Genomic DNA, 17035 nt, shown 5'->3' on the forward strand with positions numbered 1-17035 from the left:
GGTAGAAAGTCGCGCATGACCAGCCCCGACGAGCACCAGCCCGAGCTGCTCCCGGGGATGGTGCGGGCGACGGTCCGCCAGAGCCAGGCCAAGGCGCGCGCCACGCGGGCCCGCAAAGCCGCCGAGCAGGAGACGGCGACCACCGACCCGGTCGCGCGCGTGCTGGTCGACGTGCCGCTGGCCCACCTCGACCGGCCCTTCGACTACTCCGTGCCGGCGGCGATGGCCGCGGCTGCGGTGCCGGGCGCCCGGGTCAAGGTCCGGTTCGCCGGCCAGGACGTCGACGGCTACGTCGTCGAGCGCACGGCGACGACCGACCACCAGGGCCGGCTGTCCCACCTCAGGCGCGTGGTCAGCCCCGAGCCCGTGCTCAGCCCGGCCATCGAGCGGCTGAGCGCCGAGCTCGCCGAGCGCTACGCCGGCACCCGCTCCGACGTGCTCAGGCTGGCGGTGCCCGCGCGCCACGCGACGACCGAGAAGCAGCCCTCGCCGGCACCCGACGGCCCCCCGCCCTACGACGCCACGGCCGCCCACGACGCGTGGGCCGACCACGCCCACGCCGCCGCCTTCCTCGCCAGGCTCACCGAGGGCAAGGACCCCCGCGCCGTCTGGGCCGCCGCCCCGGGGGAGGACTGGCCGCTGCTCATCGCCCATGCCGCGGCTGCGACCGCCGCTTCCGGGCGGGGCACCCTGATCTGCGTCCCCGACGGCAAGGACGTCGCCCGCGTCGACGACGCCCTCACCCGGGTCCTCGGGCCCGGTCACCACGTCACCCTCACCGCCGACTCCGGGCCGGCCGCCCGTTACCGCGACTTCCTCGCGATCAGTCGCGGCGCCCGCAAGGTCGTCGTCGGCACCCGCGCCGCCGCCTTCGCGCCCGTCCACGACCTCGGCCTCGTCGTGATCTGGGACGACGGCGACGACCTCCACGCCGAGCCCCGCGCGCCCTACCCCCACACCCGCGAGACGCTCCTGCTGCGCGCCGGCAACGAGGACGCCGGAGCGCTCCTCGGCGGCTTCGCCCGCACCGTCGAGGCCGAGTACCTCCTCCGCACCGGCTGGGCGGCCGAGCTCTCGCCCACCCGCGACGTCGTACGCCGCCGGGCGCGGGTCCACGTCGCCGGCGCGGCCGACCGTGCGCAGGACCGCGACGCCCACGCCCGTGCCAGCCGGGTCCCGCGGGACGCCCACGAGACGATCCGCCAGGCCCTCGAGCAGGGGCCGGTGCTCGTCCAGACCCCCCGTCACGGCTACGTCGCCTCACTCGCCTGCGAGCGCTGCCGCACGCCCGCCCGCTGTGCCGCCTGCACGGGCCCGCTGGAGCTCACCGGCCCCGCCACCCCATCCTCCTGCCGCTGGTGCGGCACGGTGGCCGACGCCTGGGCGTGCGGGGAGTGCGGCCACCGCGGGCTCCGCGCCCCCGTCATCGGCGACGCCCGCACGGCCGAGGAGCTCGGCCGGACGTTCCCCAAGACCCTCGTGCGCACCTCCAGCGGCGACCGGGTCCTGGCCACCGTCGCGGACCGCAGCGCGATCGTGGTCGCCACCCCCGGCGCCGAGCCGACCGCCCACGAGGGCTACGCCGCCGTCGTGCTCATGGACGCCTGGCTGACCCTGGGCGGCACCGACCTGCGCTCCGACGAGGAGGCGCTGCGGCGCTGGGCCAACGCCGCGGGGCTGGTCCGGCCGGGCGGCCAGGTGATCGTGGTCGGCGACGCCAGCCACCCCGCCCTCCAGGCGCTGGTCCGCTGGGACATGAGCGGGTTCGCGGCCCGCGAGACCCAGCAGCGCCTGGAGGCCCACCTGCCGCCGGCGAGCCGGCTGGCGACGATCGCGGGGGAGCCCGGGGCCGTGGACGACGCCCTCACCCTCCTCGCCGCCCCCGAGCACGCCGAGGTGCTCGGGCCGGTCGAGCGCGAGACGAGAGGCGGCACCGAGAGCCGCGTGGTGGTCCGCGTGCCGCGCAGCCAGGGCGCCGCCCTGTCCCGGGCGCTCGGCGACCTGCAACGGCTGCGGTCGGCCCGCAAGCTCGATCCGGTCCGCATCCAGGTGGACCCGACCAGCCTCTGACCGTCGCCTGACAGGCCCTCCCTAGACTGTCTTCCGCATCCCCACCTGTGGCCCAGCGCAAGGAGTCCCGTGGCCATCCAGCCGATCCGCCTCTTCGGCGACCCCGTCCTGCGCAAGCCCGCGACCGAGGTCGTCGACTTCGACAAGGAGCTGCGCAAGCTCGTCGAGGACCTCACCGACACCATGCTCGACGCCCCCGGCGCCGGCCTCGCCGCGCCCCAGATCGGGGTGGGCCTGCGCGCCTTCACCTGGTACGTCGACGGCGAGCTGGGCCACCTCGTCAACCCCGTCCTCGACCTCAGCGAGGAGTGCCAGGACGGCCCGGAGGGCTGCCTGTCCATCCCCGACCTGGCCTTCGACACCAAGCGCGCGCTGCACGTCGTCGCCCGCGGCTTCAACATGTACGGCGACCCCGTGACCATCGAGGGCTCCGAGCTGCTCGCACGGGCGATCCAGCACGAGACCGACCACCTCGACGGCATCCTCTTCGTCGACCGCCTCGACGGCGACGCCCGCAAGGCCGCCATGAAGGCGATCCGCGAGAGCGACTGGTTCGGGCTCGAGAAGCCGACGGTCAAGGTCAGCCCGCACGCCACCAACGGATTCGGATTCTGATCCCGACATGAGACTCGTCTTCGCCGGCACCCCCGAGGTCGCCGTCCCCTCCCTCGACGCCCTCGCCGCCTCCGGCCACGAGGTGGTCGGCGTGGTCACGCGACCCGACGCGCCCGCCGGCCGCGGCCGCAAGCTCGTCGCCAGCCCGGTCGGCCAGCGTGCCGAGGAGCTCGGCATCCCCGTCCTGAAGCCCGAGCACCCGCGCGACCCGGAGTTCCAGGAGGCCCTGCGGGCCCTGCAGCCCGACGTCTGCCCGGTCGTGGCCTACGGCGCGCTGCTGCCCCAGAGCGCCCTCGACATCCCGGTCCACGGCTGGGTCAACCTGCACTTCTCGGTGCTCCCGGGCTGGCGCGGTGCCGCCCCGGTGCAGCACGCGATCTGGGCGGGCGACGAGGTCAGCGGCGCGACGACGTTCCGCATCGTCAAGGAGCTCGACGCCGGCCCGACGTTCGGGGTGATGACCGAACGGATCCGGCCCGGCGACACGGCCGGTGACCTGCTGGAGCGGCTCGCCGAGGGCGGCGCGGGTCTCCTGGTCGCCACCATCGACGGGATCGCCGACGGCAGCCTCGAGGCACGCGAGCAACCGCCCGAGGGGCTCAGCTACGCCCCCAAGATCCTCGTCGAGGACGCCCGCGTCGACTGGACCGAGCACGCCGTGGCGGTCGACCGCCGCATCCGCGCCTGCACCCCGGCACCTGGAGCCTGGTCCACCCACGAGGGCGAGCGGATCAAGCTCGGCCCGGTGACCCACACCGAGACGGCCCTGGAGCCCGGGGTGCTCGAGGTCGGCAAGAACCACGTCCTCGTCGGGACCGGCACGACCGCGGTGAAGCTCGGTGACGTCAAGGCCTTCGGGAAGAAGCAGATGGCCGCTGCCGACTGGGCTCGCGGAGCCCGTCTTGAGACGGGTGCCCGTTTCGGTGACGGCTGATCACCCGGCCGATACCGTCGTGGTCATGACCCGCCGGGCCAGGGCCGAGGACATCGACACGATCTGCACGGGCCTGCCCGAGGTCGAGCTCGGCACCTCCTGGGGCGACCGGCCGACCTACAAGGTCCGCGGCAAGGGCTTCCTGCTCTTCCGTGCCCCCCACCACACGGCCGTCGACCCCGAGACCGGTGAGATGTACGACGACCTCGTCGTCATCCGGGTGCCCACGGAGGCCGACAAGCGCGCCCTCGTCGAGGACGAGCGGCTGCCCTTCTTCACCATCGACCACTTCAGGAGCTTCAACGCCGTGCTCGTGCAGCAGTCCCGTCTCGGCGAGATCGACCGCGACGAGCTGGCGGAGGTCATCACCGAGGCCTGGGCCACCATGGCGCCCAAGCCGCTGGCCAGGAAGTTCTTCGGGGATGTCTGATCCCCGCGCACGGGGTCAGCGGTCCAACGGGGGCCAGGCGACCCGCTCCCGGGTCGACCCCGCACGCCTGGCCGCCTTCGACGTGCTCAAGACCGTGCGCGTGGACCAGGCCTACACCAACCTCGTCCTGCCGGCCGTCCTCCGCCACCACGGCCTGACCGGACGCGACGCGGCCTTCGTCACCGAGCTGGCCTCGGGCACGATCCGCCGCCGCGGCACCTACGACGCCATCCTCGCCGCCTGCGCGGACCGGCCGCTGAGCAAGATCGAGGCCAAGGTCCTCGACGCCCTGCGCCTGGGCACCCACCAGCTCCTGGCCATGCGGGTCCCGAGCCACGCCGCGATCAGCACCACCGTCGACCTGGTCCGCGCCAAGGTCAGCTCCGGCGCGGGCGGCTTCACCAACGCGGTCCTGCGCCGGGTCTCGGAGCAGGAGCTCGCCGAGTGGATCGGTCGCGTCGCCCCCGACCCGCGGGTCGCGCCCGTGCGGTTCGCCAGCATCGCCTACAGCCATCCCCAGTGGGTCGTGGAGGAGCTGCGCAACGCCGTCGGCTGGCACGAGCTGCACGACCTGCTCGCCGCCGACAACGAGGCGCCCAAGGTCACCCTCGTCGCGCGCCCCGGCCGCGCCACGCGCGACGAGCTGCCCGGCACGCCGACCACGCTCTCGCCGTACGGCGTCGTGCTGGCCGCCGGCGACCCGGGCTCGATCCCGGCCGTCGCCGAGGGGCGGGCGGGCGTGCAGGACGAGGGCTCGCAGCTCGTGGCCATGGCCCTGGCGGCCGCCCCCCTGACCGGTCGCGACGAGCGCTGGCTGGACCTCTGCGCCGGCCCCGGCGGCAAGTCCGCCCTGCTGGCAGCCCTGGCCGGACGTCGCGGCGCCGGGCTGGTGGCGGGGGAGCGGCAGCCGCACCGCGCCCGCCTCGTGCAGCGCAACCTCGAGGGCGCCGACGGCGTGATCGGCATCGTGGCCGCCGACGGCACCCGGCCGCCGTGGCGCCCCGGCACCTTCGACCGGGTCCTCGTGGACGCGCCGTGCACCGGCCTCGGCGCGCTGCGTCGCCGTCCCGAGGCCCGCTGGCGACGCAAGCCCGACGACATGCTCCAGCTGGTGCTGCTCCAGCGCCAGCTGCTCACCTCGGCGCTCGACCTCGTCCGGCCCGGCGGCGTCGTGGTCTACGCGACCTGCTCGCCGGTGCTCGCCGAGACCGAGGGAGTCGTGACGTCGGTGCTCAGTGCCCACCCCGAGGTCCGGCTCGAGGATGCGAGCCTGCTCCTGCCCGGCGTGCCCAACTGTGCCGGCCCGATCCCGGGGACCGTCCAGCTCTGGCCGCACCGGCACGGCACCGACGCGATGTTCGTGGCTGCGCTGCGCCGCGCGGAGGCCTGACCGGCCCACTACGGTGGGCGCATGCCCGCCTCGAAGCCGCCCGCTGTCGAGATCGAGGTCGACAACCGCGTGGTCCGTGTGAGCAACCCCGACCGGGTCTACTTTCCCGAGAGCGGCGCCACCAAGCTCGACCTGGTCCAGTACTACCTCGCCGTCGGTCCGGGCATCGTCAACGCGCTCTTCGAACGCCCCTGCATGCTGCACCGCTTCCCGAAGGGCCTCGCGGGCGACAAGGTCCACCAGAAGCGACTTCCGGCCGGTGCGCCCGACTGGGTCGAGACCGTGCAGCTGCACTTCCCGCGGTGGAACCGCACCGCCGACGAGCTCTGCGTGACCGAGCTCGGCAGCGTGATCTGGGCTGTCCAGATGTCGACGGTGGAGTTCCACCCGTGGAACAGCCGCCGCGAGGACACCGAGAAGCCCGACGAGTGGCGCATCGACCTCGACCCCGGACCCCTGTGCGACTTCGCCACCGTCCAGCGGGTCACCCACGTGGCCCACGAGGTCCTCGACGAGATCGGCGCCACCGGCTTCCCCAAGACCAGCGGGGGATCCGGGCTGCACGTCTACGTCCGGATCGCGCCCGACCACGGCTTCAAGGACGTACGCCGCGCGGCGCTCGCCTTCGCCCGCGAGGTCGAGCGCCGGGCCCCCGAGGACGTCACCACGACCTGGTGGCGCAAGGACCGCGACCCGCACCACCTCTTCGTCGACTACAACCAGAACGCCCGGGACCACACCATCGCCGCGGCGTACTCCGTCCGTGGCCTGCCGGACGCCCGTGTGAGCACCCCGATCCGCTGGGACGAGGTCGACGACGTCGACCCGCGCGACTTCACGATCTTCACCGTGCCGGAGCGCTTCGAGCGCCTGGGCGACCTGCACGCCGACATCGACGACCACGTCTTCGACATCGCGCCGCTGCTCGCGTGGGCGGACCGCGACGAGCGCGACGGCAAGGTGACCCCGGAGGAGCCCGATGCTTGAATCGGGACTTTCTGCCACTCGAGTCGGGACTTGTCACCACATGAATCGGGAGGTGTGACCACCTCATGGTCGCTGCCCTGCGTGAAGTCCCGATTGAAGCGGTCAGAAGTCCCGATTCAACCTCTTCAGATGGCGGGGCGGAAGCGCGGCGCCAGCTTGGGCAGCACGGGCAGCACGACGCCGACGACCAGCAGCACGAAGGCTGCGAAGATGCGCACGTCGTAGACCCCGAGCGTCCCGGCGATGCCGAGCACCCAGCCCATGCCGGCCAGGGCGACGACCGGGCCCCGCTGGAGCGGGTAGACGAGCCGGCTGACCATCATCGCGCCGACCACGGCCATCCCTACCGCGATCACGAGGGTGTTGGCCGTCAGCAGCGCCAGCGAGAGCAGCATCACCGCGCCCATGGGGGACGGCAGCCCCGTGAACTGCGGGTCGCCGGCGCGGATCGAGGAGAAGTCCGCCAGCCGCAGCAGCGCGCCGCTGACGTAGACGATGAACCCCGCGAAGGTCACCAGCTGCTCGACCGGCGAGGCGCCACGCATGGCCACCTGGGCGAGCAGGGCAGCCGGGGCGAGGCCGAAGGAGATCGCATCGGCCAGGGAGTCGAGCATCGGGCCGAGCCGGGTGCCCCGTCCGCCGCGGGCGAAGCGCCCGTCGAGGGAGTCGAAGATGGTGCCGACGAGCAGCAGGAGCACCACGACGCGGACGCCGGTGTGGGTGAGCTCGTGCACCGGGCGGCTGGCGTAGGCCATCACCACGAGGATCGCCGAGGCGCCGCACGTGGCGTTGCCCAGCGTCATCACGTCGGCCGGTCCGGGCCGGGTGGTGCCCCAGAACCTCATCGGGTGGGCTCCGCGGTCTCGGCGACGGCGACGACGTCCTGGGCGCCGCGCACGCGCTGGCCCTCGCGGACCGTCGGGACGAGGCCGACCGGCAGCAGCAGGTCGACGCGGGAGCCGAAGCGGATCAGGCCGATCCGGTCGCCGCGGCGCAGCACGGCGCCGGGGCCGACGTACGGGATGATCCGGCGCGCGGCGGCACCGGAGAACTGCGTCATCTCCAGCTTGCCGTACGCCGTGTCGAGCAGCCACTCCATGCGCTCGTTGGTGTGGGCGTCGTCGGCGAAGGCGAGGCGGTGGTCGCCCTCGATGTGGTCCTGCTCGAGCACGGTGGCGTCGCAGGGCATCCGCGAGACGTGCACGTTGTAGAGGGCGAGGTAGGTCGAGACGAACCAGCGGCCGTCCTCGCGCTGCACCACCTCGCGGATCTTGCCGTCGGCGGCGGCCACCAGGCCGGGACCGGCCGGACGGCGCTCCGGGTCGCGGAAGAACGAGGTCGTCGCAGCGGCCGCGGCCGTCAGGACGAGGCGGAACGGGAGGCGGGGGACGATCAGGGCGGGCGCCCACGTGAGGGCGATCCACCATGGCGTCCCGCGGGCGGGGCGCAGGCTCATGACCGGGCGAATTCTGGCACACCGAGGTGGCTCACTAGGATTCCTTGACGTGGGAATCCAGATCACGCCGTCCATCCTGAACGCCGACTTCGCCGACCTCGGGGCGGAGGTTGCCCGGATCGGGAGCGCCGACTGGGTGCACGTGGACGTGATGGACAACCACTTCGTGCCCAACCTCACCTTCGGCCCGACCATGGTGGAGGCGCTGGCGCGCAGCACCGACACGCCTCTCGACGCGCACCTGATGATCGAGGACCCCGACCGCAACGCGGTGACGTACGTCGAGGCGGGCTGCTCGTCGGTGACCTTCCACGTCGAGGCGGCCAAGGCGCCGGTGCGGCTGGCCCGCGAGATCCGCAAGGCCGGTGCCCGGGCCAGCATGGCGCTCAAGCCGGCGACGCCGATCGAGCCCTACGAGGACCTCCTCCCCGAGCTCGACATGCTGCTCCTGATGACCGTCGAGCCCGGCTTCGGCGGCCAGAAGTTCCTCGACCTGTGCCTGCCCAAGATCCGCCGCGCGCGCCAGCTCATGGACAAGCACGGCGTCGAGACCTGGCTGCAGGTCGACGGCGGCGTCTCGCTGGAGACCATCGAGCGCTGCGCCGAGGCCGGGGCCGACGTGTTCGTCGCCGGGTCCGCCGTCTACTCGGCGGCCGATCCGGACGCCATGGTCGCCAGCCTGCGCCAGGCGGCCGAGTCCGCCGTCCGGGGCTGATCGCGTGCCCGGCATGCAGGCCACCTACGTGCGCGCCGCAGACCTGTTCCGCCAGGTCCTGTCGGAGCTGCGCCCCGACGACCTCGAGCGCCCGGTCCCGTCGTGCCCGGGCTGGACCGTCTCGGACGTCGTCACCCACGTGTACGACAACCACGTGCAGGCGCTCGGCCCCGAGCGGGCGGACGCGGACGACGTGATGGCGGCGTACGCCCTCGCGATCCCGGACGAGCCGGACCTCGCCCGCGGCGCCACGTTCGACACCCTCGACCTGACCCTGCACGCCTGGGACATCGCCCTGGCCTGCGGCGTCGAGCTGCGCTTCGGCGAGGACCAGCTCGCCTTCCTCGAGGCGGTCGCCATCGAGGCGGGGGACCGGCTCTACGTCGACGAGGGCTTCGCCCGGCTCGAGGGCGAGGACGCCAACCCGTCGGGCCTGGACCGCCAGGGGATCGCGCTGCTCCCGTTCGGCCGCAGGCGCTGAGTCACCGCACCCTCATCTCGCGCCAGCGCACCCCGTCTCGGCTGACGTAGACGCGGTCGTCCCACGACGTCAGCCAGGCGACGCCGTCGCGCCCGGAGGCTCCCGAGAGCCCGGTCCAGGTGGAGCCCTCGGGGGCCGGCTCCTGGCCGGGTACGTGGGGCCGCAGGGGAGCGTAGGACGACCAGTCCTCGTCGCGGCTCGCCCAGAGCCCGTGCCACACCGGCGACGGGTGCCCGCCCCGGTCACCGCTCCAGTGGTCGAGGAGGACCAGGAGCCGGCCGTCGGGCAGCACCACGCCGCCGGACACGTAGCCGCGCTCCCCGTCGACCAGGGGGACCTCCACGCTCCGCCAGCCGTAGCCGTCCGACCGGGACACCGCCTCGAAGGGGAACAGCGTGGCGCCGTCACCACCCCCGAGCTCCGCGACCCGGGGCCGGCCAGGGCTGGCGACGTACGGCACCGCCCAGGCCAGCAGGCCGGCCATCCCGAAGCGGCCACCCACGGCACTCCGGGCGTCCTGGGGGCGGGCCAGGTAGCGACGCGCCGTCCGGGTGGACCAGCGCACGTACGTCGTCGTCGCGAATCCGTCGTCCGACGACGCGATCGCCCGTCGCCGCCCGAGCAGCCACGCCGACGTGACGGTCCGCCTTCCCGGGCGACCCGAGACACGGACGTCGAGGAGCTGGGCGCCTGGGTCGTGGACGACGTCGGACGGGCCGGGCGGGGCGACCGTGGCGTTCCGGGTCGACGACGGGCCGACGGGAGCAGGCCCGTCGCCCTCGGGGGAGCAGCCGGCCACGAGGAGCAGGACCAGCACCGCGACGTGTCTCATGAACCTGCGACGCCACCGCGGGAGGATTGGTTGCGCTCTGATCCACCTGTCGGCGAAACCTGTCGCGTCCGGTGGCCGGGCTCACGGCGGCCCGCCGCCACCGCTGTGGCAAACTGGACCCGACGAGTTCACATACTCGCGTGCTCTGGGGTCGGTGTAATTCCGAGCCGGCGGTGACTGTCCGAGGAATTTCGGGCAGAAGTCCGCGACCCGGTCACAGCCAGTGACCGGTTGACCAGGTGGGAATCCTGGACCGACGGTGAAAGTCCGGATGGGAAGCGCACGCAGGTGGGGACCGCCGCCTGTTCGTCCACGAGCACGCGGTCAGCCTCCCCGCCGTCGCCCCGGAGTCCGCGAGCGGACAGGAAGGGCGGCCATGGCAGACACCACGTTCACCGACGCCGAGCGGCGTGCGATGTCGACCGCACTCGCCCTCGCGACCATGCCCGGCGTCCCGCTCGGCCCCAACCCGCGCGTCGGCTGCGTCCTGCTCGACGACGACGGTGCCATCGTGGCCGAGGGCCACCACCGCGGCGCAGGCACCGCCCACGCCGAGGCCGACGCGCTCGCCCGGGCCGGCGACCAGGCCCGTGGCACGACGGCGGTCGTCACCCTCGAGCCCTGCAACCACACCGGCCGCACGGGCCCGTGCGCCCAGGCGCTGGTGGACGCCGGCGTACGCCGCGTGGTCTTCGCCCAGCCCGACCCCAACCCCCTCGCGACCGGCGGCACCGAGACCCTGCGCGCCGCGGGGGTCGAGGTGGTCGGCGGGCTGCTCCACGACGAGGCGCGGGCCGTCAACCGGGCCTGGACCTTCGCCGTCGAGCACGGCCGGCCGTTCGTCACCTGGAAGTTCGCCACGACGCTCGACGGCCGCAGCGCCGCCGCCGACGGCACCAGCCGCTGGGTCTCCGGCGCGGCCGCCCGGCGCGACACGCACAGACTCCGCGCCGAGTGCGACGTGATGCTGGTCGGCACCAACACCGTCGAGGTCGACGACCCGGCCCTGACGGTCCGCGACATCGACGACGAGCCGTTCCCGCACCAGCCCCTGCGCGCGGTCATGGGGGAGCGCGACCTCGACCCGGGCCGACGGATCTTCGACCCGGCGCTCTCCCTGGGTGCCGAGTCGGTGCACCTGCGCACCCGCGACCCGCGCGCGGCGCTGGCGGAGCTGTTCGCCCGCGGCCGCCAGCACGTCTTCCTCGAGGGCGGCCCGACGTTGGCCGCGGCGTTCCTGACAGCCGGCCTGGTCGACGAGGTCGTCGCCTACGTCTCGCCGATGCTGCTCGGCGCCGGGCAGGCCGCCGTCGCCGACCTCGGAATCACCACCATCGCCGACGCGTTGCGTCCCACGGTCACCGACGTGACCGTCCTGGACGCGCCCGGCGAGCCACCCAACGTGCGTCTCACCATGACGCCCACCACCAGCAAGGGAGCCTGATGTTCACCGGAATCGTCGAGGAGCTCGGCACCGTCGAGTCGATCGAGGACCAGGGCGACGCGATCCGCCTCACCATCCGCGCCACCACAGTCCTGGAGGACGCCGGGCTCGGCGACTCGATCGCGGTCAACGGCTGCTGCCTGACCGTGGCCGAGCGCACCGACGACACCTGGACCGCCGACGTGATGCAGGAGACCCTCGACAAGACCAGCCTCTACGGCGTGGCCGCGGGCGACCGGGTCAACCTCGAGCGGGCCGTGACCGCGGACAAGCGCCTCGGCGGCCACATCGTCCAGGGCCACGTCGACGGCGTCGGCACCGTCGTGGGCCGGACCCCCAGCGAGCACTGGGAGGTCGTCGAGATCGCCCTGCCCGACGGACTCGGCCGCTACCTCGTGGACAAGGGCTCCATCACCGTCGACGGGGTCAGCCTGACCGTCGTGGAGGCCCGGGACGACAGCTTCACCGTCAGCCTGATCCCCGAGACCCTGGCCCGCACCACGCTCGGCACCCGGGGCCCGGGGGAGCGGGTCAACCTCGAGGCCGACATCCTCGCCAAGCACGTCGAGAAGCTGCTGGCCTGGCGCGAGACGCAGCACCAGAAGGGCGGGGACGCCTGATGCTCGACTGGCTGCTGCACGGCACCATCCCGGTCGGCGACGGCGCGCTCTACGTGCGCGAGGTCGTCGGCAACCTCTTCGGCCTCGCCAGCGCGCTGCTCGGCATGCGACGGCGCGTCTGGGCCTGGCCGGTCGGCCTGGTCGGCAACGCCTTGCTGTTCACGGTGTTCGTGGGCGGCGAGCTGAGCGGCCAGACCGGCGGCGAGCCGCTCTGGGGCCAGGCCGGCCGCCAGATCATGTTCGCGGTCGCCAGCCTCTACGGCTGGTGGCGCTGGAGCCGCAACCGCGACGAGTCCGCCGACGGCGGCGCAGTCACGCCGCGCTGGGCCTCGGCCCGCGAGCGCCTCGCCCTCGTGGCGCTCGCCGGAGCCGGCTACGTCCTGGCCTACGAGCTGCTCGTCCGGATCGGCTCCTGGGGCCCCACCACCGAGGCGTGGATCCTCGCCGGGTCGCTGCTGGCGACCTACGGCATGGCCCGCGGCTGGGTGGAGTTCTGGCTGGTGTGGATCGCCGTCGACGTCGTCGGCGTGACCACGCTGGTCCGGGCCGGCTACTACCCGACGGCCGGCATGTACCTCTTCTACGGCGTGTTCTGCCTCGCCGGCTTCGCCACCTGGTGGCGAGCGACCCGCACGACGGCCCCCACGGCCGCCACCCTCGAAGGAGCGCACGCATGAGCGAGCAGCACGACCCCACCACCGGCGAGCACACCAAGGTCCGTCTGGACAGCGTCGAGCGGGCGATCGCGGACATCGCCGCCGGCAAGGCCGTCGTGGTCGTCGACGACGAGGACCGCGAGAACGAGGGCGACATCATCTTCGCGGCCAGCAAGGCGACGCCGGAGCTGATGGCGTTCACGATCCGCCACTCCAGCGGCGTGATCTGCGTGCCGATGCCCGCGGCCATGCTGGACCGTCTCGAGATCCCGCTGATGACCCCGCACAACAAGGACAAGCTGCGCACGGCGTACACCATCTCGGTGGACGCCCGGGACGGCGTGTCCACCGGCATCAGCGCCGCCGACCGGGCCCACACGGCGCGCGTCCTGGCCGACTCGGCCACCGAGCCGTGGGAGATCACCCGACCCGGCCACGTCTTCCCGCTGCGCTACCGCGAGGGCGGGGTGCTCGTCCGCCGCGGCCACACCGAGGCGGCCGTCGACCTGGCCATGCTGGCGGGCCTGACCCCGGCAGGCGTGCTGGTCGAGGTCGTCAACGACGACGGCACGATGAAGCGGGGCCCCGAGCTCCGTGCGTTCGCCGACGAGCACGGGCTCGCCATGATCTCGATCGAGGACCTGGTCCGCTACCGCCGTCGTCACGAGGTGTTGGTCGAGCGCGTCGCCGAGACCCGCCTGCCGACCCGCCACGGCGAGTTCACCGCCTTCGGCTACCGGATCACCGTCGACGCCTCCGAGCACATCGCGCTGGTCTACGGCGACGTCTCGGGGCCGGAGCCGGTCCTGACCCGGGTCCACTCGGAGTGCCTGACCGGTGACGTCTTCGGCAGCCACCGGTGCGACTGCGGCCCCCAGCTCGACGAGGCTCTCGAGAGGGTCGTCGAGGCGGGCCGCGGCGTGGTCGTCTACCTGCGCGGTCACGAGGGCCGCGGGATCGGGCTCATCGCCAAGCTCCAGGCGTACGCACTCCAGGACGGCGGCCGCGACACCGTGGACGCCAACCTCGACCTCGGCCTGCCCGCCGACGCCCGCCACTACGGCACCGCCACCCAGGTCCTGCGCGACCTGGGCATCGAGAGCGTGCGGCTGCTGACCAACAACCCCGACAAGGTCCACAACCTCGAGGACTTCGGGATCAAGGTGGCCGAGCGGGTGCCCCTCACCCCGCACCCCAACGACCACAACCTCGCCTACCTGCTGACCAAGCGCGACCGGATGGGGCACCACCTGCCCGACCTGGTCGCCCACGAGAACGGAGCGGACGCATGAGCGGCGCCGGAGCCCCCGACACCAAGCCCCTCGACTGCCACGACCTGCGGGTCGCGGTCGTCGCCGCGAGCTGGCACACCCAGGTCATGGACGGCCTGATCGACGGCGCGCTGCGCGCCTGCAAGGACTACCGCGTCGACGCGCCGACGATCGTCCGGGTGCCCGGCACCTTCGAGCTGCCCGTGGTCGCCTCGGCCCTGGCCGGCCAGGGGTACGACGCCGTCGTCGCCCTGGGCGTCGTCATCCGGGGCGGCACGCCCCACTTCGACTACGTGTGCAACGCCGCCACCGACGGGCTCACCCGGGTCGCGCTCGACCACACGACGGCCGTCGGCTTCGGCGTGCTCACGTGCGACAACGACGAGCAGGCCCTGGACCGCGCCGGCCTCGAGGGCTCCCGCGAGGACAAGGGCTACGAGGCCACCTCGGCCGCCCTGGCCACTGCGCAGACCATCAAGACGATCAAGCGCGGCTACGAGGCCTGACTCACACCAGCGGTCCCGCCCGGCGGTCCCCGGACCGCCGGCGGGTGTCGGACCGCCTAGGCTGGTGGCCCGTGAAGACGTTCGAGGGACTCTGGGCCGAGCTCAACGAGAAGGCCCTGACCCGACCCGAGGGATCCGGCACCGTGCGACAGCTCGACGCCGGCGTCCATGCGATCGGCAAGAAGCTGGTCGAGGAGGCCGCCGAGTCCTGGATGGCCGCCGAGCACGAGGGCAAGGAGCGGGCGGCCGAGGAGATCAGCCAGCTGCTCTACCACGCCCAGTGCCTCATGATCGCCAGCGGCATCTCCCTCGACGACGTCTACCTCCACCTCTGAGGAACCAGCCATGACCTCCACCGAACGCCTGCTCCGCGTCGCGGTCCCCAACAAGGGGTCGCTGTCGCAGTCCGCGTCCGAGATCCTGCGCGAGTCCGGCTACCGCCAGCGCAACGACTCCAAGGAGCTCACGCTCATCGACGCCGAGAACGGCGTCGAGTTCTTCTACCTGCGTCCGCGCGACATCGCCCTGTACGTCGGCGAGGGCACCCTCGACGTCGGCATCACCGGGCGCGACCTGCTGCGCGACTCCGGCGCCAAGGCCGAGGAGGTCCTCGACCTGGGGTTCGGCCGCAGCCGCTTCCACTTCGCCGGCCCGGCCGGTCGCTACACCGACCTGGCCCAGCTCGCCGGCCTGCGCATCGCCACGTCGTACGTCGGTGTGGTCGAGGCCTTCCTGCAGGAGCGCGGCATCGAGGCCACCGTCACCCGCCTCGACGGCGCCGTCGAGACCAGCATCCAGCTCGGCGTGGCCGACGTGATCGCGGACGTCGTCGAGACCGGCAGCACCCTCCGGCACGCCGGCCTTGCGACCTTCGGCGAGGTGATCCTCGAGTCCCAGGCCGTGTTGATCACCCGCACCGGCGACGTCCCGTCGGGCTTCGAGATCTTCCAGCGGCGCCTCGAGGGCGTCCTGGTCGCCCGCAGCTACGTGATGATGGACTACGACATCGCGAGCGACCAGCTCGACCGCGCCGTCGCCGTCACGCCAGGCCTGGAGGGGCCGACCATCTCGCCGCTCGGCCGCGAGGGCTGGGTCGCGGTGCGGGCCATGGTGCCGCGCGCCGGCGCGCAGCGGCTGATGGACGAGCTCTACGACCTCGGTGCCCGGGCGATCCTGCTCACCGACATCCATGCCTGCCGGCTCTGACGTGCCGCTCCCGGCACTGCCCCGCACCTGGCGGCCGTTCGGCGCCCGGCTTGCCGGCATCCTGTTCGGCGGGATGCTGCTGGTGGTCTGCGCGTTCGCGTGGTTCGGCTTCGACGAGGCCACGCGCGCGAAGTTCACCTGGTTCCAGCGCGGCACCCTGGTCTTCCTCGGTCTGCTCGCCTTCTCGGCCTGGTACGCCCTGGTGCGCTCCCGGGTGGTCGCGACCGAGGAGAAGCTGGTCGTGGTCAACGGCTACCGCCGCTACGAGTACGACTGGGCCGAGGTCGTCGCGGTCAACCTGGCGCCGGGCGCCCCGTGGGTGACCCTCGACCTCTCCGACGGCACCACCGCCTCGGCCCTGGCCATCCAGGGCAGCGACGGCGGCCGGGCGAAGGCCGCCGTCCGCGACCTGCGGCGGCTCGTCGCGGCCCACTCGGGGTGAGCGTGCCCGAGTCGAACGCCCCACTCGACGTCTCCCGCCGGATCCACCAGTGGCGCTGGCGACGGTGGGTGCTGTTCCCGACGATCATCGCGTTGCTGGTCGTGCCGGTCCCCGACGTGTTGCGGCTCGCCCTGGGCCTCGTCGTGGTGGTGCTGCTCTACGTGCCGTTCCTGCTCAACCTCACGGGCCACTTCCTGACCGGCTACCGGCGCCGCTGACGTCGGTCTAGGGTCCGGGCATGGCCGACTTCACGGACATGGACCTGACCGGTGCCGAGTTCCGCCACGTGGACCTCTCCCGTGCGACGTTCCGCAACGTCGACCTGAGCGGCGTCGTCATGCGTGACGTCGACCTGGTCGACGTCCGGATCGACGGGGACGTGCGCAACGTGGTGATCAACGGCGTCGACGTGGCGCCGCTGGTCGAGGCGGAGCTGGACCGTCGCGATCCCGGGCGGGTCCGGATGCGCCCCATCGACCCGGAGGGCTTCCGGGAGGCGTGGGACCTCGTCGAGCGGCTCTGGGCGGGCACCGTCGAGCGCGCTCGCAGCCTCGACCCCGCCCTCCTGCACGAGTCCGTCGACGGGGAGTGGTCGTTCATCGAGACGCTGCGCCACCTGGTCTTCGCCACCGACGCGTGGATCCGTCGCGGCGTCCTCGGCGACCCGGGTCCGTGGGACCCGCTCGACCTCCCGTGGGACCAGATGCCCGACACGCCGGGCGTCCCGCGCGACCGCGACGTACGCCCCTCGCTCGACGAGGTGCTCGCGCTGCGACACGACCGGATGGGCACCGTGCGCCGGCTGGTGGACACCGCCACCGAGGAGTCCCTCGCCGCGATGACCGAGCCGGTCGACGCGCCGGGCTGGCCGCCGCCGCGCAGCTTCCCGGTCCACGAATGCCTGCTCATCGTGCTCAACGAGGAGTGGTGCCACCGCCAGTACGCCGAGCGGGACCTCGACGTCCTGGTCCAGCGCTAGT

General features: G+C 73.2%; 21 protein-coding genes and 1 riboswitch. Of the genes, 18 read left to right on the top strand and 3 right to left on the bottom strand.

What is annotated here, in order from left to right; all coding sequences use genetic code 11:
* Window positions 1-15: 15 nt before the first annotated feature.
* From FB382_RS06985 to ligD, 6 genes are all read left to right on the top strand, one after another.
* On the top strand, window positions 16-2070 hold the full coding sequence (locus FB382_RS06985) for a primosomal protein N' (protein WP_182537915.1): 2055 nt from the start codon (window positions 16-18) through the stop codon (window positions 2068-2070).
* Between the two features lie 69 nt (window positions 2071-2139).
* Window positions 2140-2685: a peptide deformylase gene (gene def / locus FB382_RS06990; protein ID WP_182537917.1), complete on the top strand. Its 546-nt coding sequence runs from the start codon at window positions 2140-2142 to the stop codon at window positions 2683-2685.
* Between the two features lie 7 nt (window positions 2686-2692).
* Window positions 2693-3619 carry a methionyl-tRNA formyltransferase gene (gene fmt / locus FB382_RS06995; RefSeq protein WP_182537919.1) on the top strand — a complete coding sequence of 309 codons (927 nt, stop codon included), beginning with the start codon at window positions 2693-2695 and terminating at the stop codon, window positions 3617-3619.
* Between the two features lie 25 nt (window positions 3620-3644).
* Entirely contained in the window at window positions 3645-4049 is a 405-nt protein-coding gene (locus tag FB382_RS07000) for an MmcQ/YjbR family DNA-binding protein (RefSeq protein WP_182537921.1), read from the top strand.
* Complete coding sequence (locus FB382_RS07005) at window positions 4042-5439, top strand: RsmB/NOP family class I SAM-dependent RNA methyltransferase (RefSeq protein ID WP_182537923.1); 1398 nt, start codon at window positions 4042-4044, stop codon at window positions 5437-5439. Before FB382_RS07000 ends, FB382_RS07005 begins: the two co-directional genes overlap by 8 nt.
* Window positions 5440-5460: 21 nt before the next feature.
* The gene (gene ligD / locus FB382_RS07010; protein ID WP_182537925.1) at window positions 5461-6426 is read left to right on the top strand and encodes a non-homologous end-joining DNA ligase; all 966 of its coding nucleotides are present in this window, start codon (window positions 5461-5463) and stop codon (window positions 6424-6426) included.
* Window positions 6427-6551: 125 nt separating this feature from the next.
* Here the strand turns inward: ligD and FB382_RS07015 are convergent, their stop codons facing one another.
* Together FB382_RS07015 and FB382_RS07020 are read right to left on the bottom strand one after the other, a co-directional pair.
* On the bottom strand, window positions 6552-7271 hold the full coding sequence (locus tag FB382_RS07015; protein WP_182537926.1) for a CDP-alcohol phosphatidyltransferase family protein: 720 nt from the start codon (window positions 7269-7271) through the stop codon (window positions 6552-6554).
* Window positions 7268-7882: a phosphatidylserine decarboxylase gene (locus tag FB382_RS07020; RefSeq protein ID WP_182537928.1), complete on the bottom strand. Its 615-nt coding sequence runs from the start codon at window positions 7880-7882 to the stop codon at window positions 7268-7270. The genes FB382_RS07015 and FB382_RS07020 overlap by 4 nt, the downstream gene beginning before the upstream one ends.
* Window positions 7883-7931: 49 nt before the next feature.
* Here FB382_RS07020 and rpe point away from each other — a divergent pair, with 49 nt between their 5' ends.
* Window positions 7932-8597 (top strand): ribulose-phosphate 3-epimerase, encoded by a 666-nt coding sequence (rpe, locus tag FB382_RS07025; protein WP_125035820.1) that lies wholly within the window; start codon window positions 7932-7934, stop codon window positions 8595-8597.
* A gap of 13 nt (window positions 8598-8610) precedes the next feature.
* Entirely contained in the window at window positions 8611-9078 is a 468-nt protein-coding gene (locus FB382_RS07030) for a maleylpyruvate isomerase N-terminal domain-containing protein (RefSeq protein WP_182537930.1), read from the top strand.
* Window position 9079: 1 nt separating this feature from the next.
* Here FB382_RS07030 and FB382_RS07035 read toward each other — a convergent pair whose 3' ends face one another.
* Window positions 9080-9910, bottom strand: coding sequence for a hypothetical protein (locus FB382_RS07035; protein WP_182537932.1), 831 nt, complete (start codon window positions 9908-9910; stop codon window positions 9080-9082).
* A gap of 136 nt (window positions 9911-10046) precedes the next feature.
* Window positions 10047-10198, top strand: a riboswitch (FMN riboswitch).
* 88 nt (window positions 10199-10286) lie between these two features.
* Between FB382_RS07035 and ribD the strand changes: the two genes are divergently transcribed.
* The 10 genes from ribD to FB382_RS07085 all read left to right on the top strand — a co-directional run bounded on the left by ribD (window position 10287) and on the right by FB382_RS07085 (window position 17034).
* A complete protein-coding gene (ribD, locus tag FB382_RS07040; protein ID WP_246377113.1) occupies window positions 10287-11354 on the top strand; it encodes a bifunctional diaminohydroxyphosphoribosylaminopyrimidine deaminase/5-amino-6-(5-phosphoribosylamino)uracil reductase RibD in 1068 nt (355 codons plus the stop codon).
* A complete protein-coding gene (locus FB382_RS07045) occupies window positions 11354-11974 on the top strand; it encodes a riboflavin synthase (RefSeq protein ID WP_182537933.1) in 621 nt (206 codons plus the stop codon). The genes ribD and FB382_RS07045 overlap by 1 nt, the downstream gene beginning before the upstream one ends.
* Window positions 11974-12651, top strand: coding sequence for a nicotinamide riboside transporter PnuC (pnuC, locus tag FB382_RS07050; RefSeq protein WP_125035824.1), 678 nt, complete (start codon window positions 11974-11976; stop codon window positions 12649-12651). Before FB382_RS07045 ends, pnuC begins: the two co-directional genes overlap by 1 nt.
* On the top strand, window positions 12648-13922 hold the full coding sequence (locus FB382_RS07055; RefSeq protein WP_182537936.1) for a bifunctional 3,4-dihydroxy-2-butanone-4-phosphate synthase/GTP cyclohydrolase II: 1275 nt from the start codon (window positions 12648-12650) through the stop codon (window positions 13920-13922). Before pnuC ends, FB382_RS07055 begins: the two co-directional genes overlap by 4 nt.
* Window positions 13919-14407, top strand: coding sequence for a 6,7-dimethyl-8-ribityllumazine synthase (gene ribH / locus FB382_RS07060; protein WP_182537938.1), 489 nt, complete (start codon window positions 13919-13921; stop codon window positions 14405-14407). The genes FB382_RS07055 and ribH overlap by 4 nt, the downstream gene beginning before the upstream one ends.
* Window positions 14408-14478: 71 nt before the next feature.
* Complete coding sequence (locus tag FB382_RS22100; protein ID WP_125035827.1) at window positions 14479-14742, top strand: phosphoribosyl-ATP diphosphatase; 264 nt, start codon at window positions 14479-14481, stop codon at window positions 14740-14742.
* A gap of 10 nt (window positions 14743-14752) precedes the next feature.
* The gene (gene hisG, locus FB382_RS07070; protein WP_125035828.1) at window positions 14753-15613 is read left to right on the top strand and encodes an ATP phosphoribosyltransferase; all 861 of its coding nucleotides are present in this window, start codon (window positions 14753-14755) and stop codon (window positions 15611-15613) included.
* Window positions 15597-16055: a PH domain-containing protein gene (locus FB382_RS07075; protein WP_182537939.1), complete on the top strand. Its 459-nt coding sequence runs from the start codon at window positions 15597-15599 to the stop codon at window positions 16053-16055. Before hisG ends, FB382_RS07075 begins: the two co-directional genes overlap by 17 nt.
* 2 nt (window positions 16056-16057) lie before the next feature.
* Entirely contained in the window at window positions 16058-16273 is a 216-nt protein-coding gene (locus FB382_RS07080; RefSeq protein ID WP_182537940.1) for a hypothetical protein, read from the top strand.
* A 20-nt stretch (window positions 16274-16293) separates the two neighbouring features.
* Window positions 16294-17034, top strand: a complete 741-nt coding sequence (locus FB382_RS07085; RefSeq protein WP_182537941.1) for a DinB family protein — start codon at window positions 16294-16296, stop codon at window positions 17032-17034.
* The last annotated feature ends 1 nt before the right edge of the window (window position 17035 follow it).

Origin of the sequence: Nocardioides ginsengisegetis, assembly GCF_014138045.1 — a bacterium.
GTDB classification, from domain to species: domain Bacteria; phylum Actinomycetota; class Actinomycetes; order Propionibacteriales; family Nocardioidaceae; genus Nocardioides; species Nocardioides ginsengisegetis.

What these genes read in the sequence shown, in the direction of transcription:
- FB382_RS06985 (WP_182537915.1), top strand. Translation starts at nt 16, where the DNA reads ATGACCAGCCCCGACGAGCACCAGCCCGAGCTGCTCCCGGGGATGGTG.
- fmt (WP_182537919.1), top strand. Translation starts at nt 2,693, where the DNA reads ATGAGACTCGTCTTCGCCGGCACCCCCGAGGTCGCCGTCCCCTCCCTC.
- FB382_RS07000 (WP_182537921.1), top strand. Translation starts at nt 3,645, where the DNA reads ATGACCCGCCGGGCCAGGGCCGAGGACATCGACACGATCTGCACGGGC.
- FB382_RS07005 (WP_182537923.1), top strand. Translation starts at nt 4,042, where the DNA reads ATGTCTGATCCCCGCGCACGGGGTCAGCGGTCCAACGGGGGCCAGGCG.
- ligD (WP_182537925.1), top strand. Translation starts at nt 5,461, where the DNA reads ATGCCCGCCTCGAAGCCGCCCGCTGTCGAGATCGAGGTCGACAACCGC.
- FB382_RS07015 (WP_182537926.1), bottom strand. Translation starts at nt 7,271, where the DNA reads ATGAGGTTCTGGGGCACCACCCGGCCCGGACCGGCCGACGTGATGACG.
- FB382_RS07020 (WP_182537928.1), bottom strand. Translation starts at nt 7,882, where the DNA reads ATGAGCCTGCGCCCCGCCCGCGGGACGCCATGGTGGATCGCCCTCACG.
- FB382_RS07030 (WP_182537930.1), top strand. Translation starts at nt 8,611, where the DNA reads ATGCAGGCCACCTACGTGCGCGCCGCAGACCTGTTCCGCCAGGTCCTG.
- FB382_RS07035 (WP_182537932.1), bottom strand. Translation starts at nt 9,910, where the DNA reads ATGAGACACGTCGCGGTGCTGGTCCTGCTCCTCGTGGCCGGCTGCTCC.
- ribD (WP_246377113.1), top strand. Translation starts at nt 10,287, where the DNA reads ATGGCAGACACCACGTTCACCGACGCCGAGCGGCGTGCGATGTCGACC.
- FB382_RS07045 (WP_182537933.1), top strand. Translation starts at nt 11,354, where the DNA reads ATGTTCACCGGAATCGTCGAGGAGCTCGGCACCGTCGAGTCGATCGAG.
- pnuC (WP_125035824.1), top strand. Translation starts at nt 11,974, where the DNA reads ATGCTCGACTGGCTGCTGCACGGCACCATCCCGGTCGGCGACGGCGCG.
- FB382_RS07055 (WP_182537936.1), top strand. Translation starts at nt 12,648, where the DNA reads ATGAGCGAGCAGCACGACCCCACCACCGGCGAGCACACCAAGGTCCGT.
- ribH (WP_182537938.1), top strand. Translation starts at nt 13,919, where the DNA reads ATGAGCGGCGCCGGAGCCCCCGACACCAAGCCCCTCGACTGCCACGAC.
- hisG (WP_125035828.1), top strand. Translation starts at nt 14,753, where the DNA reads ATGACCTCCACCGAACGCCTGCTCCGCGTCGCGGTCCCCAACAAGGGG.
- FB382_RS07075 (WP_182537939.1), top strand. Translation starts at nt 15,597, where the DNA reads ATGCCTGCCGGCTCTGACGTGCCGCTCCCGGCACTGCCCCGCACCTGG.
- FB382_RS07085 (WP_182537941.1), top strand. Translation starts at nt 16,294, where the DNA reads ATGGCCGACTTCACGGACATGGACCTGACCGGTGCCGAGTTCCGCCAC.